The organism is Hymenobacter sp. UYCo722, from assembly GCF_040547115.1.
Classification (GTDB): Bacteria; Bacteroidota; Bacteroidia; order Cytophagales; family Hymenobacteraceae; genus Hymenobacter.
The window spans coordinates 138,171-160,632 of the sequence record NZ_JBEPPC010000006.1 but is presented as its reverse complement, the minus strand read 5'-3'; the positions used below and the strand labels follow the sequence as shown (position 1 = coordinate 160,632).

Annotated in this window: 22 protein-coding genes; 13 read left to right on the top strand and 9 right to left on the bottom strand. The window is 56.9% G+C overall.

Features of this window, described 5'->3' with window-relative positions; genetic code table 11:
* Positions 1-44: 44 nt before the first annotated feature.
* The 6 genes from porG to ABIB44_RS14990 all read left to right on the top strand — a co-directional run bounded on the left by porG (position 45) and on the right by ABIB44_RS14990 (position 6,716).
* Entirely contained in the window at positions 45-794 is a 750-nt protein-coding gene (gene porG / locus ABIB44_RS15015) for a type IX secretion system protein PorG (protein WP_354585467.1), read from the top strand.
* Between the two features lie 129 nt (positions 795-923).
* The gene (gene uppS / locus ABIB44_RS15010; protein ID WP_354585466.1) at positions 924-1,670 is read left to right on the top strand and encodes an undecaprenyl pyrophosphate synthase; all 747 of its coding nucleotides are present in this window, start codon (positions 924-926) and stop codon (positions 1,668-1,670) included.
* An 18-nt stretch (positions 1,671-1,688) separates the two neighbouring features.
* Positions 1,689-4,190, top strand: coding sequence for an outer membrane protein assembly factor BamA (gene bamA, locus ABIB44_RS15005; RefSeq protein WP_354585465.1), 2,502 nt, complete (start codon positions 1,689-1,691; stop codon positions 4,188-4,190).
* A gap of 38 nt (positions 4,191-4,228) precedes the next feature.
* Positions 4,229-4,906: an OmpH/Skp family outer membrane protein gene (locus ABIB44_RS15000; RefSeq protein ID WP_354585464.1), complete on the top strand. Its 678-nt coding sequence runs from the start codon at positions 4,229-4,231 to the stop codon at positions 4,904-4,906.
* A 41-nt stretch (positions 4,907-4,947) separates the two neighbouring features.
* Positions 4,948-5,586 (top strand): OmpH/Skp family outer membrane protein, encoded by a 639-nt coding sequence (locus ABIB44_RS14995; RefSeq protein WP_502916498.1) that lies wholly within the window; start codon positions 4,948-4,950, stop codon positions 5,584-5,586.
* Between the two features lie 74 nt (positions 5,587-5,660).
* Complete coding sequence (locus ABIB44_RS14990) at positions 5,661-6,716, top strand: RluA family pseudouridine synthase (RefSeq protein ID WP_354585462.1); 1,056 nt, start codon at positions 5,661-5,663, stop codon at positions 6,714-6,716.
* A gap of 142 nt (positions 6,717-6,858) precedes the next feature.
* Here ABIB44_RS14990 and ABIB44_RS14985 read toward each other — a convergent pair whose 3' ends face one another.
* The 8 genes from ABIB44_RS14985 to mazG form a co-directional block, all read right to left on the bottom strand.
* Entirely contained in the window at positions 6,859-8,487 is a 1,629-nt protein-coding gene (locus ABIB44_RS14985) for a tetratricopeptide repeat protein (RefSeq protein WP_354585461.1), read from the bottom strand.
* A 56-nt stretch (positions 8,488-8,543) separates the two neighbouring features.
* A complete protein-coding gene (locus ABIB44_RS14980; protein WP_354585460.1) occupies positions 8,544-9,539 on the bottom strand; it encodes a PstS family phosphate ABC transporter substrate-binding protein in 996 nt (331 codons plus the stop codon).
* A complete protein-coding gene (locus ABIB44_RS14975) occupies positions 9,532-9,804 on the bottom strand; it encodes a hypothetical protein (RefSeq protein ID WP_354585459.1) in 273 nt (90 codons plus the stop codon). Before ABIB44_RS14975 ends, ABIB44_RS14980 begins: the two co-directional genes overlap by 8 nt.
* 328 nt (positions 9,805-10,132) lie before the next feature.
* Positions 10,133-10,960: an energy transducer TonB gene (locus ABIB44_RS14970; protein ID WP_354585458.1), complete on the bottom strand. Its 828-nt coding sequence runs from the start codon at positions 10,958-10,960 to the stop codon at positions 10,133-10,135.
* Entirely contained in the window at positions 10,957-11,493 is a 537-nt protein-coding gene (locus ABIB44_RS14965) for an ExbD/TolR family protein (RefSeq protein WP_354585457.1), read from the bottom strand. Before ABIB44_RS14965 ends, ABIB44_RS14970 begins: the two co-directional genes overlap by 4 nt.
* A 44-nt stretch (positions 11,494-11,537) precedes the next feature.
* Positions 11,538-12,167, bottom strand: coding sequence for an ExbD/TolR family protein (locus ABIB44_RS14960; RefSeq protein ID WP_354585456.1), 630 nt, complete (start codon positions 12,165-12,167; stop codon positions 11,538-11,540).
* Between the two features lie 88 nt (positions 12,168-12,255).
* Positions 12,256-13,140, bottom strand: coding sequence for a MotA/TolQ/ExbB proton channel family protein (locus ABIB44_RS14955; protein ID WP_354585455.1), 885 nt, complete (start codon positions 13,138-13,140; stop codon positions 12,256-12,258).
* A 268-nt stretch (positions 13,141-13,408) separates the two neighbouring features.
* Positions 13,409-14,266, bottom strand: a complete 858-nt coding sequence (mazG, locus tag ABIB44_RS14950; RefSeq protein WP_354585454.1) for a nucleoside triphosphate pyrophosphohydrolase — start codon at positions 14,264-14,266, stop codon at positions 13,409-13,411.
* A gap of 74 nt (positions 14,267-14,340) precedes the next feature.
* On the opposite strand from mazG, the gene glmM reads away from it, so the two are divergent.
* The 5 genes from glmM (at position 14,341) to ABIB44_RS14925 (ending at position 19,182) form a co-directional block, all read left to right on the top strand.
* Positions 14,341-15,738: a phosphoglucosamine mutase gene (glmM, locus tag ABIB44_RS14945; RefSeq protein WP_354585453.1), complete on the top strand. Its 1,398-nt coding sequence runs from the start codon at positions 14,341-14,343 to the stop codon at positions 15,736-15,738.
* Positions 15,739-15,878: 140 nt separating this feature from the next.
* Positions 15,879-17,039, top strand: a complete 1,161-nt coding sequence (locus ABIB44_RS14940) for a cysteine desulfurase family protein (protein WP_354585452.1) — start codon at positions 15,879-15,881, stop codon at positions 17,037-17,039.
* 135 nt (positions 17,040-17,174) lie between these two features.
* Positions 17,175-17,849: a hypothetical protein gene (locus ABIB44_RS14935; RefSeq protein WP_354585451.1), complete on the top strand. Its 675-nt coding sequence runs from the start codon at positions 17,175-17,177 to the stop codon at positions 17,847-17,849.
* 87 nt (positions 17,850-17,936) lie between these two features.
* Positions 17,937-18,380 carry a PRC-barrel domain-containing protein gene (locus ABIB44_RS14930; protein WP_354585450.1) on the top strand — a complete coding sequence of 148 codons (444 nt, stop codon included), beginning with the start codon at positions 17,937-17,939 and terminating at the stop codon, positions 18,378-18,380.
* Between the two features lie 64 nt (positions 18,381-18,444).
* Complete coding sequence (locus ABIB44_RS14925) at positions 18,445-19,182, top strand: hypothetical protein (RefSeq protein WP_354585449.1); 738 nt, start codon at positions 18,445-18,447, stop codon at positions 19,180-19,182.
* A 5-nt stretch (positions 19,183-19,187) separates the two neighbouring features.
* On the opposite strand, the gene hemH is transcribed toward ABIB44_RS14925, so the two are convergent.
* Entirely contained in the window at positions 19,188-20,231 is a 1,044-nt protein-coding gene (gene hemH / locus ABIB44_RS14920; protein ID WP_354585448.1) for a ferrochelatase, read from the bottom strand.
* A gap of 368 nt (positions 20,232-20,599) precedes the next feature.
* Between hemH and ABIB44_RS14915 the strand changes: the two genes are divergently transcribed.
* Both ABIB44_RS14915 and era read left to right on the top strand, forming a co-directional pair.
* Positions 20,600-21,283 carry a haloacid dehalogenase type II gene (locus ABIB44_RS14915; protein WP_354585447.1) on the top strand — a complete coding sequence of 228 codons (684 nt, stop codon included), beginning with the start codon at positions 20,600-20,602 and terminating at the stop codon, positions 21,281-21,283.
* 107 nt (positions 21,284-21,390) lie between these two features.
* Positions 21,391-22,287, top strand: coding sequence for a GTPase Era (gene era, locus ABIB44_RS14910; protein ID WP_354585446.1), 897 nt, complete (start codon positions 21,391-21,393; stop codon positions 22,285-22,287).
* Positions 22,288-22,462: the final 175 nt, after the last annotated feature.

Below are 22,462 nucleotides of genomic sequence, written 5' to 3'. Positions count from 1 at the left end.
ATCTGGCTAGTGCAGTTCACTTCTTCAGTCAGCAACTAGCTTAAATGACGAATTCGACTTTTTGCAAAACGCTCCTCGCTTGCTTCGTGCAGGCGGGGAGTATGTTTTTTATAGCCCCCGCGCAGGCCCAGAATACCAGCGAAATTGGGGTGGGCTTAGGAGCCACTAACTATCGGGGTGAAATATCACCTCGCTATCAGTTCCAGAACAACCGCCCCGCACTGACTGCATTTTACCGCAAAGATGTTTCAGTGCCCATTACGCTACGCGGTGGGCTCACAGCTGGTCTGCTTCGGGCCGCTGATGGCAATGTAAGCGGCGTCAATGGCGCTGTGCCGCCTTTGCAGGCCTATCGCCAGGCAAATACCAAGGGCGGGCTGGTCGAAGCCTCTGCAGTAGTGGAATATAATTTCCTGGATTTCCATCGGCGCACGGATAAGGTGCATTTTACGCCGTATCTTTTTGGGGGAGTGGCCATCTTCTATGCTAACACCACCACGGTGAGCGATGCTGGATTAGGAACTCTGAGTCGCAAGGGCGCTATGGTTGGTTTTGCCATTCCGGTAGGGGTAGGAGCCAAACTGGCCCTTTCGACCCACTGGAACCTTGGATTGGAGGTAGGAGCGCGCAAGGCGCTTACCGACCAACTGGACCAACTCGGTGACCAATCGGCATTTTTGGTGAATCCGCACGACCAAGATTGGTACTACTACAATGGGTTGAGCCTATCCTATACTTTCTATAAAATCCACTGTCCGGATTCCTACAAGAACAACAAAGAACTATTGAAATAGCACACTGCTTTGAGTAATATGGGTGAATGAGAAGTGGTTTTCCTTGCTCATTGGCCGTTGCGACGGGCGAAAGCCCGGCCGTATGCAACCATTTTCGTAACTTGCGGCCTCTTTTAGCGAAACCGCAAAATGACCGGCAAGGCCGAAATCGATACGCGTAATATTCCGGCTCACGTAGCTGTCATCATGGATGGCAATGGGCGGTGGGCCAAGCAACGGGGCGGCTTGCGGGTCTTCGGGCACCAGAGTGCCATCACGGCCGTGCGCGAGACTGTGGAAGAGGCTGCTGAGTTGGGCGTGCGCTTTCTTACCCTCTACGCTTTCTCAACTGAAAACTGGAATCGCCCTGCACTCGAGGTAATGGCCCTGATGCAGCTGTTGGTGCACACCATCCGCCAAGAGACGGCTACACTGCTTAAAAATAGCATTAAGCTGCAATCCATTGGCGACATCAGTACGCTGCCGGCCAGTTGCCAGCGCGAGTTAGCCGAGGCTAAGGAACTGACCAAGCATGGTACTCGCATGACCTTGGTGCTGGCTCTAAGCTACAGCGGCCGTTGGGACCTTACGCAAGCTGCCAAGTGCTTGGCAAATGATGTCGCGGCTGGACGCTTGCAACCAACCGACGTGAACGAAGCCTCTCTATCGGGCTACCTAGCTACGGCGGGCATACCCGACCCGGAACTACTAATCCGGACTAGTGGAGAGCAGCGCATAAGTAATTTTTTGTTGTGGCAGCTCGCTTATACCGAGCTATATATTACTGATTTGCTGTGGCCGGATTTCCGTCGTCAGCATTTTCAGGAAGCCATCCTGGCCTATCAGCGCCGAGAGCGGCGGTTTGGTAAAACCAGTGAGCAACTAGCAGTATCTTAAATTCTTGTAATGTTTATTGTGCGTAATTTAGTTGTGAAGTGGGTCTTTACCCTCGCGCTGTTGTCAACGTGGCTGGCCCCGGCGGCCCGGGCTCAACAGGCGGGTGTCGACGAACCCAAGAAATATGAGTTGGGTGGTATCACCGTGAGTGGGGCACGCTACCTCGACCCGAACACGCTGATTGGCCTAACGGGCCTGCGCGTGGGCGATGCTATCAATGTACCGGGGGAGGAAATCGGAAAATCTATCCGCAAGCTATGGGCTCAGGGTATTCTGGGTGACGTGAGCGTGACCGTTGCCCGTATCGAAGGCAACAAGATTTTTCTCGATTATAACCTGAAGGAGCGGCCGCGCCTATCGAAATTTACCTTTTCGGGCATCCGCAACGGGCAGAAAGAAGACCTTACCAAAAAAATAGCCTTGATTCGGGGCAAGGTGGTGACGGATGCCTTGCTGAACAACACCCGCACACAGGTACGCAAGTTCTTCGTGAACAAAGGCTATCTCGATGCCAAAGTGAACGTAGTACAGGTGGCCGATTCTTCCCTGTCGAACAGTGTTGCGTTGCGAATTGACGTGGAGAAGGGGTCTAAAGTGCGCATTCACGACATTGCTTTTGAGGGAAATAAGGCATTTAAAGACAGTAAGCTGCGGAGCAAATTCAAGAAGACCAAGGAACGGAAGCCATACAAATTCCTGACGGCGGGCAAGTTTCAGCGTAGCGAATACGAGGAGGATAAAAAGAAGTTGATAGAGTTCTACAACGCCGAAGGCTTCCGCGATGCTACCATTGTGAGCGATACGCTGATTCGGGACGAGAAAGGATTGGCGCTGCACATTAAGGTAGATGAGGGGCCCAAATACTACTTCCGCCACATTACTTGGAGCGGCAACTACCTCTACGACGATAAAACGCTGGCTAATGTGCTCGGTATCAAGTCCGGCAGTGCATACAGCAAGGAAATACTCGACAAGCGCCTCAACTATAACCCTACGGGCCAGGATATCTCGTCACTGTACCTGAACGATGGTTACTTGTTTTTCACCATTGACCCGGTGGAAACCAAAGTGGAAGGGGATTCCATTGATATCGAAATGCGCCTGAGCGAAGGGGTGCAGGCTCACATTAAGGATATTAACATTGCGGGTAATACGAAGACCAGCGACCACGTGCTGCGCCGTACGCTGCGCACGCTGCCCGGCGATAAGTTCAACCGCGAACTCCTGATTCGCTCGCAGCGCGAGATTGCGACGCTAGGCTATTTTGACCCCGAGAAAATTGGTATCAATCCGGTGCCGAACCAAGCCGATGGCACGGTCGATATCAACTACACGGTGGTGGAAAAGCCGTCGGACCAGGTCACACTTTCGGGGGGCTGGGGTGGCTACGCTGGCTTTATCGGAACGGTGGGCTTGGTATTCAATAACTTTTCGCTGCGGAAGGCGGGCACACTCCGGAACTGGACGCCGGTACCCTCCGGCGATGGCCAGCGCCTAGCCCTGAACGTACAGGCCAATGGGGTGCAGTACCAAGCGTATTCGCTGTCATTTACCGAACCGTGGCTAGGTGGCCGGCGGCCGAATTCGTTCTCTTTCAGCTTGAACCACAGTGTACAGCGTACTGGTGCTGCTCTGGATGCCGCTTCGGACCAGTTTATCAAGGTGAACAGTGCCACGGTGGGACTGGGCCGCCAGTTGCGCGTGCCAGATGACTATTTTACACTTAGCAACTCGCTCTCATACAGCCAGTATCAGACGCAGAACTACCCGGTCATCCCCGGTGCTTCGACCGGAACGTTCAACAACATTACCCTGAATACTACGCTGGCGCGCAACAGCATCGACAACCCGACTTATACGCGTCGGGGCTCGTCGCTGAGCCTGAGTCTGAGCCTGACGCCCCCATACTCACTCATCAACCCCGACCATCCGAGCAACAATCAGTGGATTGAATTTCATAAGTGGATGTTCGACGCGTCGTGGTTTACACCCATCGTGGGCAAGCTGGTGCTGAACACCCGTGCGCATTTTGGCTTTCTGGGTACTTACAACTCGAATAAGGAGATTGGGCCATTCGAGCGGTTCAAGATGGGCGGTGCCGGCTTGGGCTACAATGGCGGTGGCAACTACCTGGTGGGTACCGACTACGTAGGCCTGCGCGGCTACGACGACCCTGGCCAGCCCTACGCCATCCCGACGGCACAAGGCCAGCAGGCGGGGGGTATTGCCTTCAATAAATACGTGCTGGAAATGCGCTACCCCGTGAGTTTGAACCCGGCTGCGACCGTATATGTATTGGCCTTCGCCGAAGCCGGTAACTCCTTCGACTCTTACCAAAACTACAACCCCTACAAGCTATACCGCTCGGCTGGGGTAGGAGCCCGTATTTTCATGTCGGCATTTGGTTTGCTAGGCTTCGATTTTGGTCATGGCTTCGACTCGGTGGTGCCGATGAATGCCGGCGGTGCCAAGCAGGATTTCAACAAATTCCACTTCATCATCGGCCAGCAAATTCGCTAGTTGGACACTATGCGCCCGGATTTCACGTTTTGCCTCGTATGAAGAACTTTCGTGGCCTGCTACTGGCCGTCGTATTGCTGCTGAGCGGGGCCGATGTGGCCCGCGCGCAGAAGTTTGGGTGGGTTGATTCGGAATTTATTATGGCCAAGATGCCGGAGTACGCGAAGGCCCAGCAGGAGCTGGCTCTGCTTTCCGATACCTGGCAGAAGGAAATTGAGGTTCAGCAGAAGGACTTGGATAAGCTTCACCGGAACTATCAGAACGAGGAAATTGTGCTGACGGAGGCGATGAAGAAAAAGCGGCAGGACGAAATTTTGCTCAAGGAGCAGGAACTGAAGGCCTACCGCAACAAGCAGTTTGGCTACGAAGGCCAAATATTTAAGAAGCGCCAGGAACTGAATAAGCCGGTGCAGGACAAGGTGTTTGAAGCCGTGGAAAAAGTGGCGAAGAAGAAGACACTAGCGGTGATTTTTGATAAATCAGGCGACCTCACCATGCTTTATACTAACCCGGCCCACGACTACACCGAGTTTGTGCTCGAAGAGTTAGGCCTGGGGGCTGAAGACCGCAACCAGCCCGGCCCTAAAGGTGCTGTAAAGACCGTAGCCCCGCCCAAAACCCCGGTCGACCCAAACTTCGAATCCGACTCGGGCACACCCGAACCAGCGGCCAAAACCAAAGCACCTAAGCCAGCGCGCCCGACCCGCAAGAAGTAATTACCTTTGACCCAACATTTTTCTGACCCTTTTTCTTTTTGATGAATCTCGTGAAAATTTTTCGTCTGACGCTCGCCGCCGTTCTACTGACCGCCGGAACCCTGGCTGCCACTTCCGCGCAGGCCCAGGCCCCCCTGAAAATTGGCTACACCGATGTCCAGTACGTGCTGGCTCAGATGCCCGAAAGCAAGCAGATTGAATCGGAGCTGAAAACCTACAACACCCAGCTTGAAGCTCAGCTGAAAAGCAAATACGCCGATTATCAGGCCAAGGGCGAAGCCTACCAGAAGGCGGCTGGCACCATGACCGACGTGGTGAAAGCCGACAAGGAAAAAGAACTGCAAGGCCTGCAGCAGTCTATTCAGGAGTTCCAGCAGAGCGCGCAGCAGTCGTTGCAGCAGAAGCAGCAAGTGTTGCTGAAGCCCGCCCTCGACAAGTTGCAGAAAAACATCGATTTGGTGGCTGATGAGAATGGCTTTACCTACGTGTTTAATTCCGACGGTGGCGGTAGCCCTCTGCTGCTGCACGCCCCAAAGGATGGCGACATCTCGGACCTCGTGCTGAAGAAAATGGGTATTACGCCCGGGGCTGCTGCTCCCGTGAAGTCGGGCCCAGCCTCGCCGGTATCGGCCCCGGTATCGCCCGGCGTGAACAAGACTAAAATTAAGACCAAGAAATAAGCAGCTCTGCTGCCTGATTGCCGAAAAGCCGGAGCAGCTGCTCCGGCTTTTTTCGTGCCCATTCCCCGTATATTATGCTGGATTCCGCGCTGGATGAAGACGACCTGACCGGCCCCGACGACGACGAGGGTGGCGATGAGCTCTATGAGCATCATCGCATCATCGTCGACCGTGGGCAGGATTTGCTGCGCATTGATAAGTTCTTGCAGCACCGCCTGCGTAACACCTCGCGTAATAAGATTCAAGAGGCCATCCGGGCTTCGGCCGTGGCGGTAAACGGTGTGGCCGTAAAACCTAACTACCGTATCAAGCCGCAGGACCTCATCACCATCACACTGCCCGAGCCACCGCGCGAAGGCAAGATAGTGCCCGAGGAGATGCCGCTCGATATCCGATACGAAGACTCCGAACTGCTTATCGTGAACAAGCCAGCCGGGTTGGTGGTGCACCCCGCCTACGGTCATTGGCAAGGCACACTGGTTAACGGCCTTGCCCACTACCTAGCTAACCTGCCAACCGGCCGCAACGGCGAAATCCGGCCCGGGCTAGTTCACCGCATCGACAAAGACACTTCGGGCTTGCTCGTTATCGGCAAAACCGAGTTTGCCATGACGCACCTATCGAACCAGTTTTTTCATCACACCATTCAGCGCACTTATCTGGCGCTGGTGTGGGGAACCCCGCCCGGCCCCACGGGTACCATTCGGGGGCACCTGGGGCGCAGCCTGCGCGACCGCAAAGTGCAGGCCGTGTACCCCGATGGGGAACAGGGCAAGCATGCCGTGACGCATTACGAAGTGCTCGAAAGTTTCGGCCCCGTCACGCTGGTGCGCTGCGTCCTCGAAACCGGACGTACCCATCAGATTCGGGCGCATATGCAGTACCTCGGCCACCCGCTTTTCTCGGATGCTACTTACGGTGGCGACCGCATCCGCGTCGGCCAGAACACGGGAGCTTACCGCGACCTGGTTGAGCATGCTTTCCAGTTAATGCCTCGACAGGCCCTGCACGCCCGCTCCCTAGGTTTCGTGCATCCGGTATCGGCAGACAACGTATATTTTGCGGCCGAATTACCCGCCGATTTTGCGGCCGTATTAGATTTGTGGCGCACTTGGGTAGCCAAGAACTAGCCCGTGTTTAATAAGGGCAATAGCAGGTCATTGCCAGCCTAAATGAAGTGTTGTTTTCCGCTCGGATAAATCTGATTACGTTGATGCAAAAAAAGGCCCCGACACAGCAGTGTCGGGGCCTTTAATTATTTAACCGGCAACCTTACTTTTTCTTAACGGTTGTCGTCCGGGTTTTCGTTGCGGCTTTGGGCTTTGCCGTGAGAATTTCGATGTTACTCTTAGCGCCTTTATTCTCAGGGTCCAGCGTCAGGACCTGCTGAAAGTAACCCAGCGCTCCTGGCTTATCACCTTTTTGAAAGCTGTAAACGCCGAGGTATCCATAGGCCTCTACCAGGCCCTGCTTGAACTTGTCCGCTTCAGCACCAGTCTCCTTCGAAAGCTCGACATACTTTTCGTAGTACGGCTTGGCCAGACCTTGCTTGGCATCAGGGTCCTTCAGCATGTTGGTCTGGGCTCGGTACAGGTAAGCTGGCGCATAAGTAGGCTTGGCCGTGTTAATGATGCCATACACACTGTCAGCCTCCACATACTGCTTGTCGCTGCTAAAGGCAGAAGCCAAACGGAACTGGTCGACCAAGTCACCGCTACACTTGTTCAGCTTGTACTTATAGACGCTGATGGCCCCTTTGTAATTTTTCTGGTTGGCGTAGATGGAAGCCAAATCATTCTGAAAATCACACCCTTTGGTGGGGTCTTCTTTGATGATTTTATTGATTAACGCTACTGCTTCCGGTCCTTTACCAGTTTTACTCAGAATTTTGGCCTGATAAGCATAGTCTTCCGAAATGATTTTATCGGCCGGCGCTACTTTCATGTAGGTGTCCATCGCCGTGGCGGCCCCCGCGAAATCGCCGGTTTCATACAGCAGATAGGGGCGCAGGCGGTTCATGGTGAGGTTGGTGGGCTCTGCCTGCAATACTTTGTTCACCTCGGTCAAGGCCTCGGGGTATTTCTTGCTCTTGTAGAGGAATGCCGCGTACTGTGCATCCGTAGTTGGCGATTTCTCAGCCAACCCGATGTATTGCTGAATGCTTTTCAGCGCCAAGTCATACTGACCAGCCAGATAATACATATCGGCCAGCTCGCGGTAAGCGGGTGCGTAGCTGGGGTCCAGGTCTACGGCCTTATTCAAGGCCTCCCGGGCCGCATTGAAGTTGCGCGAGCGTACGCTCAGCACCCCTTTCTTATAATAAGCCTGGGCAAAGCTGGGGTTAGCGGTAATAGCACGGTCAAAGCTGCTCATCGCATCTCCACCGCCCTTTTCCGAGTGCAGGTACACATCGCCCTGGGCAACCATGAGAGATGGCTCATCCTTCTTATTCGCGGCCTGAGCGGCGGCGATATAGGTCTGAGCTTTGCCCATGTTCTTGGTATCCGCTTCGCCGTAGGCCTGCGCAATCATCGTGAGAACCTTGGCGTCCTTGCTTTTCGTCGCCTTAACAGCGGCATCGAACTGGGCTTCAGCAGCCGAAGTTTGGCCCTTTGCCAGCAACGCACGGCCCGCAGCTACCTGACCAAACGGAGAAGCTCCGGCAGCCTTGTTAAAGTAGAACGCAGCCGAGTCCGCCATCTCACGCATCTGATATAGGCGACCTAATTCGAAAGCGGTTTCGGGGGAAGCACCGGGGCGCAGAGCAGCCCGGGCAGCGTTGTAGCGGCCCACTTCAATGTCGCGTTGGGCCGTTTGAATGTTTTGGGCGGTGGCCGCCGTGGTGCCTGCCATCAGAGCGAGGGCGGCGAGCAACGGCTGTTTCCAGGGCTTGAAACTCATAGGAAAAAGAGAAGAATGAAAAGACAACAGAAATAAGAAGTACGCGACAAGCGCGCTTACAGTTTAGGCGTAGTAATGATGCGGGCCTGCATCTGGGCGGGCAGCAAACCCGATTTTTGAAAAATGAGCTGCCCGTTCTTGCCTGCTACGAAAGATGCAAACCCCGTGCCCAATCCGGCCCGGGCCTCGCGGCTGATGACGTACAGGCTGCGGCGCAAGGGGTAATTTTGCAACTCAGCATGTGCAGCTAGCTGCTCCGACGTTTTCTCCGCCAAATAAGCTTGGTAAGGCTGAATGTAGTCGTTGGCCGTCGGGTTAGGGCGAGCCGTAATGCTGGCTACCCGGACCTTGTTCAAAAATTTCATGGCCGTCGGGTCGTCGCGGTCCGAAATCCAGTTCACGCCTACCACGCCAATGGCATTGGGATGTGTGGCCACATAGTCGAGCAGGGCGGGATTCGAAGAAGCCGCAAAGGCACGTTTTGTCAGGGCTACGCCACGCGTCACCGAGTCGAGTACAAAACGGGTGGTGCTGCTGCGGTTGGCATCAAAAACAACATTGATTGCAGCCAATCCTTTTTTGCCGCTCACTTGCGACCAGTTGGCTGTTTTCCCCGTGAAAATTTCGGCCAGCTGCGCCACGGTCAGGAGCGAATCTGGATTCGCACGGTTCACCACAATCGCCAGGCCATCGATGCCAATGCGCGTAGTGCGCGGGACAATCGTCTGTTTGACAAAATCGGCGTTTTCCTCAGCAGTAAGCTCCCGCGACACGACGGCTATCTTGATTTTATCATTGATAAGGTCAAGCATCACCTTTTCTTCCGGCTGAAAGCTCATCTGCACGTGTGCATTCGGGTAGAGCTTGGCGAAGGTATCTACCTGGGCTTGCAGAATGGGTGCAAAGGTCTCGTCCACGCTCACGGCCACCGTGCCGCTGGTCGGCGTGTCCTGCGCTCCCGGCGAACCGGGACCGTTACAGGCTACTACTCCCATCGTGCCTACCACCACCGTGGCCAGGCCAGCTGCCAAGAAGGAAAAGCGCTTATTCATTGTCGTCAAAATTGGTTTTTTTGCGGAAGTTCACTTGGTAACCGCGGATAAACCGCATCAGCCCGTACAAAATAAACACCCCTCCTAGCACCCGTCGGCCCGTGGCACCCAACTGTACCACGCCGCCGCCGGCTGGCTCGCCTGCCGACGAGAAGAGCCACACTCCGAGCCCCAGATATACCAGGGCCATCACGAGCACAAAGTAACGCACCAAACGCTGGGGTGACTTACCAAGGCGCTCTTCGGTTGTTGGAAGGTCAAGCATACGCTCAAGAAAGCTGATTAGGAGATGTTATAAACCGATGGTAGTCATTGAAAGGTTCGGTGCAAGTATGAGCTACAACCCGATGGGAGCGCAAAAAAGCGGAAAAAAGCGCAGTTTTCATAATTTGAAAGATGCCGTTATTCCTCTCTGCACAACCCTGCTAGTCAGTGCTGCTACCTAACGTATTACTAATATCCGGCAGTATGGCATGAGGCCGCATATTACCACCGTTACTTCACCCCTGACCAATACTGATAAGCAAAACACCCCGGACTAGGCTGCGAGGCCCAATCCGGGGTGTGACAGCGCGGGCAAAAGCCCATGCTAATTACTGGATTTTGTAGGTAATCGGTACCGTAAACGAAACGCTTACTGCACGACCGTTCTGCTTGCCAGGACGGAATTTAGGCAGCGTTTTGATGGCGCGGATGGTTTCTTCATCCAAGCCTGAACCCAGGCCTTTTACCACTTTCACGTCCGTTACATCACCCTGCGGGTTCACCGTAAAGCTGGCGAAAATACGGCCTTCAACTTGGTTGCGCAACGCCATTGGCGGGTAGCGAACTGCCTTCTGAATGGCAATTACGATGGCACCTTGGCCACCACCACCCGGCAATTCGGGCATCTGCTCAACATAAGTGTAAACCTTGTTTTCAACAACTTCCTCTACCACTTTGTCGCCGGTACCAGCGAGTTCCGTCAAGTCAGGAGCGTTGGTATTGCCCTGCACGGTTACGGTAGCCACGGTTTTGTCTTTCAACTCTTCCTGGTCCGGAACCTCCTCCTTTTTCACTTCCTCATCCTTCTTTACCACCGGAGGGGTAAACTTGATGGTAGTCAACTTGGGGGGCGGGGGTGGGGGTGCCTCGGGGGGTGGGGGTGGGGGTGGAGGCTTGGTGTCGTCCAGCGGCGGAGCGTCCATCAGCACGTTTTCTTGAAGGTTTTTTGCCGGCTCCTTCGGCAGCTTATCCTTCAGATATTGTGCGATGAGCGGGAAGAAAACCAGCAGCGAGAAAATCGCAACCGCGATAATCAGCGCCCGGGTTACATGCCGCTGGTACAGGCGACGAAGCACATAGGCTCCGTACGCCTTATTCCGGCCCTCAAAAACGATGTCGTTCATGCTGGCCTTGGCGATTTGCGCGTTGTCCATCATAGGGCTGAGTCTTTAATAAGGGCCAGGTCGTCTTTCGATACCTTCACCAGCGCGTACTTTTTCTGGTTCGTGATGTTCATCTCGTCCAGAATGTCCACCATGTTGCGATACTTGGATTCGTCGGACGGCTTGATGAGGATAATGGGCTCGGGCTGCTGACTCTTGCGAGTCAGAATCACCTTCCGGATACCATCCGCTGAAAAGTTCGTCACTTTCAGTTCGGGCTTTGGTACCGTTTTATCATTCGGCGTATTCATGCCGAAGTAATAATACGCCTTGTTGTCCTTCCCAAGGATGATGGTCATGGCCTGGGAATTTTTAATTTTGGTGTCTTCGGTATTATCGTCCTTCTTCACCGGCATCGTGAGCTGCATCACGTTGGGTTTGGCGAAGGTGGTCGTTAGCATGAAGAAGGTGAGCAGGAGGAAGGCCAAGTCCACCATTGGGGTCATGTCGATTTTGGTCGACATTTTCTTGGCCCGCTTCTTCCCACCTTTTCCACCGGAGTCGGCTTTGCCTTGAATTTCTGCCATGGGAGTTGATAAGTGAAAGGACTAGAGTTTATGCAGTAGCACGCTTATTGAGCAGCAACCGGCTTATTCTCCATGTCCGTGATGAGGTTGAAGCGGTTGATATCCTTCTCCTGGAGCACCTTGATAACCTGCTGCACCGTGGGCACATCAGCATCACCATCGCCTTTAATAGCGATGTAGGTGGGCTTGTGGAAGATGGCTTGGTTGGCACGACGCGCTTCGAGCACCCAGTCAACCAACTGGTTGTTGAGCGAGTCCATCGGAACACCGGGCTGCTGGGCGTTTACCTGTTTGCGAGATTCTTTCTCCATGTTCAGATAAGAAGCAAGCTGGCTGATAGGCAGGCCGAAGTTGGGCAGGTTGCTGAACTCCTTGGCCTGAGCGGCCGTGAAGTTGACGCCGTATTTGGCACCAACGCGCTGCAGTGCCTGAATCTTAGTCTGGGGGGCGTCAACACCGAAAAACACGCGCTTGTTCTTATCGACAGTAAGCGTGATGACGTTGTTTTCGGGCAGTTTAAGGTCCGAAATCGACGAGGGCGTGTCCACCACCACAGTCTCTTCGGGGGCAAACTTGGTGGTGAGCATGAAAAATGTCACCAGCAAGAAAGCCAGGTCCACCATCGGCGTCATATCGAGCGACGGCGAGGTACGGTGCGGTTTTACTTTAGGCATTGCGAGGTGGGGGTAAAAGGGGGCGGTTCATTCCGGAGAACGAACCGCCCCGCGTTTTAGTGCATCGGCAGTTTGCTAGCAAACGGAATTAAACCGTTTGGGCGTTCTGCGTGGTATTGCCGTGCTGAGCGGCAAAGGTTTGAATGATGCTGAAACCCGCCTCGTCGATGCTGTAAGTCAGCTCGTCAATTTTGCTAGTGAAGTAGTTGTAGGCGACGATGGCCAGGGCCGAAGTACCGATACCGAGTGCCGTGTTAATCAGGGCCTCCGAGATACCGTTTGCCAGGGCTACTGCATCGGGCGTACCGGCCTGCGCCAGAGCGGCGAAGGCGCGAATCATGCCGAATACCGTACCGAGCAGACCTACCAGCGTGGCAATAGATGCCAAGGTGGAGATGATAACCAGGTTTTTCTCCAGCATGGGCAACTCAAGAGCGGTGCTCTCTTCGATTTCCTTCTGGATGGCGAGGACTTTTTGGTCCGTAGCCATGGTACGGTCACGGCCCATTTCGTTGTATTTCAGCAGGCCAGCTTTTACCACGTTGGCAACCGAACCTTTCTGCTGGTCGCAGGCGGCGAGGGCACCGTTGATGTCATTGCTGTTCAGCTTCTGACGTACGGTGCGTACGAAAGCCTCAATGCTCTTCGAGCCTTTGGCTTTGCTGATGGTCAGCATACGCTCAATTGAGAACGTGATTACGCAGAGCAGCATCGTCATCAGCACCGGCACGATGAAACCACCCTTGTATACTACACCGAGGTAATCGCCGGGGTTAGGGTTGTTTTCGTTGTTGCCGCCTTGGAAGTGTCTACCGTCACCCAATACATACTTATAGACAACTACGCTGACGATAAAGGCTAGGATGATAACCAGGACGGAGAACAGCGAGGCACCACCGCTGCTTTGGGCTTCGGCGTTGGCGGGCTTTGCGGCAGGCCGTGGGCTCGTATTCATGGCATTTTTCTGTTCCATTGTTCCGGAGTGTTTGGGGTTGTTGTGTGAAGTAGTTGAATTGAGTGGGTAAAGAAAAAGCAAAAAAGTCGGTTAGGAGCGCGAAGCGCGGCAAAATAACAATCGATAATCCCGTAGATGAGAGGATTAAAATGGCACTTACCGAAGTCCGAACTGCTTACCAGGCCATCTTAGCTTGGCAAACCTAACCAAAAACCGCGGGCTGACCAAAGAAAACTTGCCCGCGGCTTACAAAAGCCCATGAAATAACGATGAAGACTGACGAACGCTAAAAGGCCGGATTGGGTTGGGCCGACTGACGCTTAGCTTCCTCCCAATACACGTCCATTTGGGCCAGGGTGAGGTCAGATAAGCGCTGATTAGCGGCTGCGGAGGCTTTTTCAAGATACTGAAACCGACTGATAAACTTGCGGTTGGTACGTTCTAGTGCTTCTTCGGGGTTGATGCCGGCGAAGCGGGCAAAATTGACCAATGAAAACAGCAAATCGCCGAATTCGTCGGCCGCTTTTTCGGCATTCATGCGGGTTGGGTCGCCGTGGCTGTACTCCTCGCCGAACTCGGATAATTCTTCCTGAACTTTCTGCCACACCTGTTCGGGCTGCTCCCAGTCGAAGCCGGCACCCCGGGCTTTTTCCTGAATGCGCATGGCTTTGATGAGGGCGGGTAGTGAGGTGGGTACGCCGCCGAGCACGCCGGTCGTATTGCCTTTTTCCGCGAGCTTGAGCTGCTCCCAGTTGCGTTTTACGGTCTCTTCATCATCGGCCTGCACGTCGCCGTAGATGTGCGGGTGGCGGTAGATAAGCTTTTCGCACTGAGCGTTGAGCACGTCGGCGATGTCGAAAGCGCCCTTTTCAGCGGCGATGCGGGCGTAGAAAATTAAGTGGAGCATCACGTCGCCGAGTTCCTTTTTAAGGTCGGGCAGGTCGTCGCGTAAAATGGCGTCGCTGATTTCGTACGTTTCCTCAATGGTGAGGTGGCGCAGGGTTTGCAGGGTCTGCTTTTTATCCCAGGGGCATTCGGCGCGGAGGCGGTTGAGCACATCGAGCAAACGCCCGAATGCTTCGAGCTGGACAGGACGCCGGTCGGGGGTAAGCAGAGCCGTAGAAGCGGATTCAGAGTTTTCCATTGTTTCAAAGATAAACCGGCACGTCGCCAACCGGCGGCCAATGCCTAATTTTGCTCTTTCAAAAAACGACTTCCGTGACTCTAATAAAATCTATATCCGGCATTCGCGGCACCATTGGCGGGCCCGTGGGCCAGGGCCTCACCCCGCTCGACGTGGTAAAATATGCCGCTGCCTATGGCACATGGGTGAAAACTCAGCAAACCGATAGCAAGTTGATTGTGATTGGGCGCGACGCCCGCATCTCGGGCGATATGGTGAGCCGCCTCGTGGCCGCCACGCTGCAAGGCCTAGGTCTCGACGTGTGCGACCTCGGCCTGAGTACTACGCCCACCGTAGAAATGGCCGTGCCGGCTAAGAAGGCGGCCGGTGGCATCATTCTCACCGCTTCGCACAACCCCAAGCAGTGGAATGCGCTGAAGCTGCTGAACGCCACCGGCGAGTTCATCTCGGAAGCCGACGGGCAGCAGGTGCTGGCTTCGGCCGAAAGCGAGGATTTTGATTTTGCGCCCGTGACCAAGCTGGGCCAATACACGACGGATGCTACTTTCCTGAAGAAGCACATCAAAGCCATTCTGGCGCTGCCGCTGGTAGACGTGGAAGCCATTCGCGCCCGCAACTTCCGGGTGGTGGTGGATGCCGTGAATTCGTCGGGCGGCTTTGCCGTGCCGCAACTGCTGGAAGCGCTGGGTGTGACGACGATTGAGAAGCTGCACTGCGAGCCTACCGGCGACTTTGCCCACAACCCCGAACCGTTGCCCGAGCACCTGCGCGACATTGCGAAGGTGCTGGAAAAAGGCGGCTTCGACCTCGGTATCGTGGTAGACCCCGACGTGGACCGCCTGGCGCTGGTGAGCGAGAACGGCGAGATGTTTGGCGAAGAATACACGCTGGTGGCCGTGGCCGACTACGTGCTGAATGCGCTGGGCGGTGGCAACACCGTGAGCAACCTAAGCAGCACCCGCGCCCTGCGCGACGTGACCGAGAAGGCCGGCGGCCAGTACGCCGCCGCCGCCGTGGGCGAGGTGAACGTGGTGACCAAGATGAAGGAAACCAACGCCGTAATTGGCGGCGAGGGCAACGGGGGTATCATTTACCCCGAGCTGCACTACGGCCGCGATGCGCTGGTGGGCATTGCCCTATTTCTGACGCACCTGGCTAAAACCGGCCTCACGGTGAGCCGCCTGCGCAACTCGTACCCGAGCTACTTCATCTCGAAGAATAAGATTGAGCTGACGGCCGACATCAATACCGACGACGTGCTAACCAAGATGGAGCAGCGCTACGCCAAGCAGCCGGTGAACACGATTGACGGCGTAAAGATTGAGTTTGACAAGGAGTGGGTGCACCTGCGCAAGTCCAACACCGAGCCCATTATCCGCATCTATGCCGAGTCGGATTCGAACTCCACGGCTGATTACCTGGCCCAGAAAATCATTGGCGATATCAAGGAAATTATCGCCGCGAAGAGTTAATTGGTCGGTTTTCTGCTCACTTAGAACGGCTATTGTAGGCTGGTATCAGTTTGAAAACCGAAATTTGTATTTGTGTATAGCTTGAAAGAAGCCGGGTGCACCCACACCCGGCTTCTGGCTTTTTCTGCTGAACGATGTCCATGAGTACAACTGCCCCGGCCTACGCCTATTTCGATAACGCCGCCACTACGCCCCTCGACCCCGAAGTGCTGGAAGCCATGCTGCCGTTTTTGCAACAGCACTACGGCAACCCCAGCAGCCTGCACGGGCCCGGCCGGCAGGTGCGCGCCGCCATCGAAAACGCCCGCAAAACGGTGGCTCACCTGCTGAACGCGGCCCCGGCCGAAATCTCCTTCACCAGCGGCGGCACCGAGGCCGACAACTACGCCGCCTTTGGCAGCGTGCGTACGCTGGGGCTGAAGCACGCCATTACCTCACCGCTGGAGCACCACGCGGTGCTGCACCCGTTGCAGGTATTGGCTAAAAGCGGCGAAATTGAGCTGCATTACGTGAAGCACGACGCGCGGGGCCGGCTCGATTTGAACCACCTGGAGGAGCTGCTGGCGGGGCAGTCGCGCACATTTGTGAGCCTGATGCAGGCCAACAACGAAATCGGTAACCTGAACGACATTGCTGCCATTGGCGACATTTGTGCCCGGCACGAGGCCGTGTTCCACACCGATACGGTGCAGACCATGGGCCACTACCGCCACGACGTGCAGCAGTTGAAAAACCAGTTTCTGGTGGGCTCGGCTCATAAGTTTCATGGGCCGAAAGGGGTGGGGTTCATTTACACCCGCAGTGGGGTGCAGGTGAGCCCGCTCATTCATGGCGGCTCGCAGGAGCGCAACGTGCGCTCGGGCACCGAGAACGTGGCCGGCATCGTAGGCCTGGCCAAGGCCCTGGAAATCGCGGTGCGCGATTTGGCCGACCATCAACTACACGTGCGGGCCCTGAAGAATCGGTTTATTGCCCAGCTGCGGGCCAATATTGCCGATGTGCAGTTCAATGGCTTGTCGGAGGAAGCCGACCAGAGCCTGTACACGGTGCTGAGCGTGAGCCTGCCGCCGTCGGCGTTCAGTGAGATGCTGCTGTTCAACTTGGATATCAGCAAGGTGGCAGCCTCGGGTGGCTCGGCCTGCACCAGCGGTGCGCAAACCGGCTCGCACGTGCTCGAAGCGCTGGGCTGCGACCCCGAGCGGGCCACGGTGCGCTTTTCGATGAGCAAAATGAATACCGATGCCGAGGTGGATTACGCCGTGGCGGCGCTGGCCAAGCTCTATCGTTCGGTGGCGGTGTAGCAGCCGGCGCAGGGTAAGCAGCCCGCGAGTTGCTCCGTTGCGCTTTGCCTGATGTTCTTTCGGTAGCGGCAGAAAAAGCAGGAATGAGTACTTTTCGGCCCGTTCCGTACAAACCCATCGAAAACAACCTGCCGCATGGCCGACATCAACATTCAACGTAAAAAATCCTCGCCAAGCCCCTGGCTGTTGGTACTGCTGGCCGCCGTAGTGCTGGCCGTGGCCGCTTACTTTTTTCTGCGGCCCGATTCCGCCGATGAGCCTGCGCCTGCTGCCGCCACTCCGGAGGCGGCGGCTCCCACTCCCGATACACTCGCGGCTGCGGCCGCCGTGGACCAGGCTACCCGCCGGGCGGCCATCGATGCTATTCCACAGGGCGACACCACCACCGGCGCGGCCGACAACACCGAAACCACCGGGGCCCTCGCTACCCTGGCGGCCAGTAATCCCGCCGCGCCCGACTACGCCCTGCACGGCCTGCAAAAGCTGACGGGGACCCTGGTGGCCCTCACCGACCGCGACGACCTGCGCGACCCCGCCATCGGCGAGCAGCGCGACAACCTGACCAGCGCCACCGCCCGCCTCGGCGAGCCCAATGCCAGCCTGCGGCCCGGTTTTGTGGCGGCGGCCGGGCTCATCCGGGCCATGCAGCAAAAGGCTTACCCCGAGCTGGAAGCGCCGGCCAACAACCTGGTGAGCCTGGCCGGGCAGTTGTCGGGCCGCAGCGCTACGGCCGCCGAGCAACGCCAGAACCAACAGTTTCTGACGCAGGCCGCCGCGGCCGTACGCGTGCTCAGCGAGCCGAAGAATTAACCTCTAGCGGTAATGTAGGCGTTCGCGGTTCCTCGTAAAGCCGACAACAAGCTGATTATCGACAACGGAAAATCAACAACCGAGAAAATGGAAAATTCCGTCCTGCGCCGCCTGCGCGACCTGACCGATTTCGAAGTAGCCGATGACAACCCTGACGTACGCGGCTGGACCGTGCGCGGCAACGACGGCCGCGCCCTGGGTGCCGTGTTCGAGTTGATTGTGGATGTGGAAGCGATGAAAGTGCGCTACCTCGATATCGAACTGGACTCCAGCTTTCACATCAACGAGCACGAAAACCACATTCTGCTGCCCATCGGGGCTGCTTCGCTGGATGATGATGGCGACAACGTTTTCGTGCCGGCCCTGAATGCTGAATCGGTGCTGAAATACCCGCCTTACGTCGAAATCCAAGTGACCCGCACGTACGAAACCGCCATGTTGCGAGCTTTGGGCCTGGAGCCGGTGCCCGATGGCGACTTCTACCGCACGCCGGCCCACGACGCCACTACTTTTTACCGGGGCCACCGGTAGGGCCCGGCACCGGATGCACGGGCAAGTAAGCAACCTTTTGAAACCGGCGCTACTCTGATTGGTTATGGCAGAAAAATACTTGCTGGCCGGACTCCTGGCAACCTTACTGGCGGGGTGCGCCCCCACCCTGGTGCCCCACACGGCCTACCTGCCAACCATCCGGGACCGGGGCATGGTTGAAATTCGAGCCTCCACCGGCCTCAATGGCAGCGAATTGCAAGCTGGCTACCAGGCTACCGACAAGCTGATACTGCACGCGGCCCTGCTCAACTACCGGCACCGCCGCTCGGGCGATGGAAAGGGCTTTCGCTCTGCCGACCTGGGCGCGGGCTACTACTATGCTTCGCCCAACGGCAACTGGCGCTTGGGCGGGCACGCGGGCGTTGCTTACGGCAGCGGCACCTCGGGCAACAGCCTTTGCTTTGAGTGCGCTGGCACCGACACTGGTACCGAATACGAGGTGCGCTATACCTACGTTTACCTGCAGCCCACGGCGCTGTTTCGCTCTGCAAACCAAACCTGGGGCTTCGGCCTGCGCATGGGCCATGCGTATTATCATGAGCTCACCGCGCTGCGGGCCGAAGTCCCGGGTGGCCCAATTCTGGCTACCAGCTACGCGGGCCACCAGGGTGCTTTTGTGCAGCCTACCTTTCAATATAGCTTTCAGGTGCTGCGGTGGCTGGGCTTTTCCAGCAGCTTCGGTGTGCAGCGTTTTCTCAACAGCTCAGCGGAGATTGGCACGGTGAACCCGCTGGTGGGGCAGGCAGGGCTGCAGTTCGTGTTCGGCAAAGGAGCGAAGTAGCTGGCCTAATTCCGCCGAATCATTTCGGCCACGGCATCCACCCACTGCGGCTCCGAGTTCAGCGAGGGCACCAGCTGCCAGTGCACGCCGCCGGCTTCCTCGAACAGCTCCTTGAACTCCTCACCCACTTCGATAGTCGTTTCGAGGCAGTCGGCCACGAAGGCGGGGCTGAAAGCCAGCACGTGCTTGATGCCCTTAGCGGGCATCGGCTTCAGAGCCTCGTCGGTGTAGGGTTGCAGCCAGGGGTCGCGCAGGCGGCTTTGCAGGCGGCTCTGGAATGCCACCGTGTATTGCTCGGGCGCGAGCCCAAGGCCGGCCGCCACCAGGCGCGACGTGGCAAAGCACTGAGCGCGGTAGCAATACTGGTTGGCAGGCGTGAGCGTATCGCAGCAACTGCCGAAGCGGCAGTAGTTGGTGGGGTCGCCCTTTTTCACGTGGCGCTCCGGAATGCCGTGGTAGCTGAACACGATGTGGTCGTAGTGCTGCTTGTCCATCTCGGCCCGGCCCCGCGCCACGATGGTGGCGATAAAGCCCGGGTCGGTGGCAAACTGGCTGATGAAGCTAATGCTGGGCACCACCCACCAGTCCTTCACAATGTCCATTACCTTCTCTTGCACCGAGCCCGTGCTGGCCGACGCATACTGCGGAAAAAGCGGCAGCACGACGATGCGCTCCACGTTGGCCGCCCGCAGCTCCTCCAGCGCCTTCTCGACGCTGGGCTTCTGGTAGCGCATGCCGAAGGCCACTACGTAGCCTTCGCCCAGCTCGGCCTGCACTTTCTGTTGCAAATCGAGGCCGTGAAAGAGCAAGGGTGAGCCGCGCTCCGTCCACAGCTCTTTGTATATTTTGGCCGACTTGGGGGCCCGCAGCGGTACCACCAGCCCCTGAAACAATGGGTAGCGAATGGCGGCCGGCATGTCTACTACGCGGCCATCGGTGAGGAATTCGTTGAGGTAGCGCCGCACGTCGGGCGTGCTGGGCGAGTCGGGCGTGCCGAGGTTGACGAGCAGCACGCCGATGCGGGCATTGGGCGAAGTAGAGGAATTCATTGGGGCAAAGGTCGGGAGCCGGGAAACAATTTAACCCACCCACCCGGCGGTGAGCGCGGTCGCGCTGATTGACCGCCGGGGCGGACAGCGGTTGCGGCGCGGCGGGCTTGGGTGGGCGAATGCGTGTATCAAACTACGGGAGCCGGACGATGGTTTGACTGGCCGCCGCAATTGCCGCCGGCCCCGTCCATCACCGGTCGCCGGCCCGCGGGGCCAGCAGCCGGCCTGCGCTGGCCGGAGCGGCCCCGGAAAAGTGCCCGGGTCCGTCGGGGCTCCGTAAGCGGAACATGCCAACCCGTGGCTTTCTTCTCACCGCGTCACCGCGCGCGCTGGCTACCGCTGCCGCGCGGCCGCTTTCCCTGCCTGCTATGCCACTCGCGCCCGCCCGCCCCAAGCTGTTGCTATTCGACGTCAACGAAACCCTGCTCGACCTGGGCAAGCTACAGGCCGCCATCAACCAGGAGTTCAGGTCGGAATTTGCCTTCAAACAGTGGTTTGGGTTGCTGCTCCACTATTCACTGGTCGATACCGTGGCGAGCAATTACCACGCCTTCGGGCAGATTGGCGATGCGGCGCTCGACATGCTGGCGCAAGCCCTGGGCCAGTCCGCCCGGCCCGCCAGCCGCAAAAAGGAGCTGCTGGCTCTCATTACCGAGCTGCCGCCGCATTCCGACGTAGTGCCCGGCCTGACGGCGCTGCAACGGGCGGGCTTCCGGATGGCCACGCTCACCAACTCGCCCGATGCCGCGCTACAGCAGCAGATGGCCTACGCCGGCCTCACGGGCTTTTTCGAGCAGCTCGTTAGCATCGACTCGCTGAAGCGCTACAAGCCGCACCCCGATACCTACCGCGCCACCTGCGAGCGCCTGCGCGTGGCCCCCGCCGAAACCCTGCTGGTAGCTGCCCACGGCTGGGACACGGCTGGTGCCCAGCTGGCCGGGTTGCAAGCCGCTTTCCTGGCCCGGCCCGGCCAGTCGCTCTATTCATTGGCCCCCGCACCCACCTTCACCGCACCCAATCTGGAGGCGCTGGCCCGCCAGCTTATCGGCTGAAACGAGGCCCTCTTCCGTCCTGCGCTAACCGGCAACTTCAGCGCCTCCCTAGCTTTTTCGACCCATAAGCCGTACCTTTGCGGCCCTGATTATCAAACCCATCCCTCGTGAATCCCGAAATTAAACCCCACCGCGCCGGCTTCGTGAGCATCATTGGCAAGCCCAACGTGGGCAAGTCCACGCTCATGAACGCGCTGGTGGGCGAGCGGCTTAGCATCGTCACGAGCAAGGCCCAGACCACGCGCCACCGCATCCTGGGCATCCTCAACGGCGATGATTTCCAGCTGATTTATTCCGATACGCCCGGCATCATTCAGCCCAAATACGAGCTGCACAACGCCATGATGTCGTTCGTGTACTCCTCGCTCGAAGATGCCGACGTGGTGCTGTTCGTCACCGATATCTATGAGAAGCACGACGAAGAGCCCGTAGTGGAGCGCCTGCGCAAAATGGTGGATACCCCCATCATTCTGCTCGTTAACAAAATCGACCAGGCCGACCAGGCCGAAGTCGAAGCCAAACTGGCCTACTGGAAAGAGCAATTGCCCAACGCCGCCGAAGTGCTGCCTATTTCGGCGCTCAACCACTTCGGCACCGACGGCGTGCTGCAGCTCGTAATGGAGCGGTTGCCCGTGCACCCGCCCTATTACCCGAAGGATGAGCTAACCGATAAGCCCGAGCGCTTCTTCGCCGCCGAAATGGTGCGCGAAAAAATCTTCAAACTCTACAAAAAGGAGATTCCCTACAGCTGTGAGGTTGTTATTGAGGAGTTCAAGGAAGAAGCCGACATCATCCGGATTCGCGGCATCATCTACGTCGAGCGCAACTCGCAGAAAGGCATCGTCATCGGCCAGGGCGGCGAGGCGCTAAAGAAAGTAGGCACTTGGGCGCGCGAGGAAATGGAGAAGTTTTTCCAGAAAAAAGTCTTCTTGGAAATGTATGTAAAAGTGAACGAGAACTGGCGTACCGACCCCAAGGCGCTGAGCCGGTTCGGCTACCAATAAGTCATAGAACATAAGTAGTCAGCATGTCATGCTGAGCGTAGCCGAAGCATTTCTCCCGCAATAGTGAATGATATGCTTTCGCAGTAGAGATGCTTCGGCTGCGCTCAGCATGACGTTCTATTTTAATAAGAAACATCCGACCATTTAACACTAACACACCCCGGGCACTGCCGAA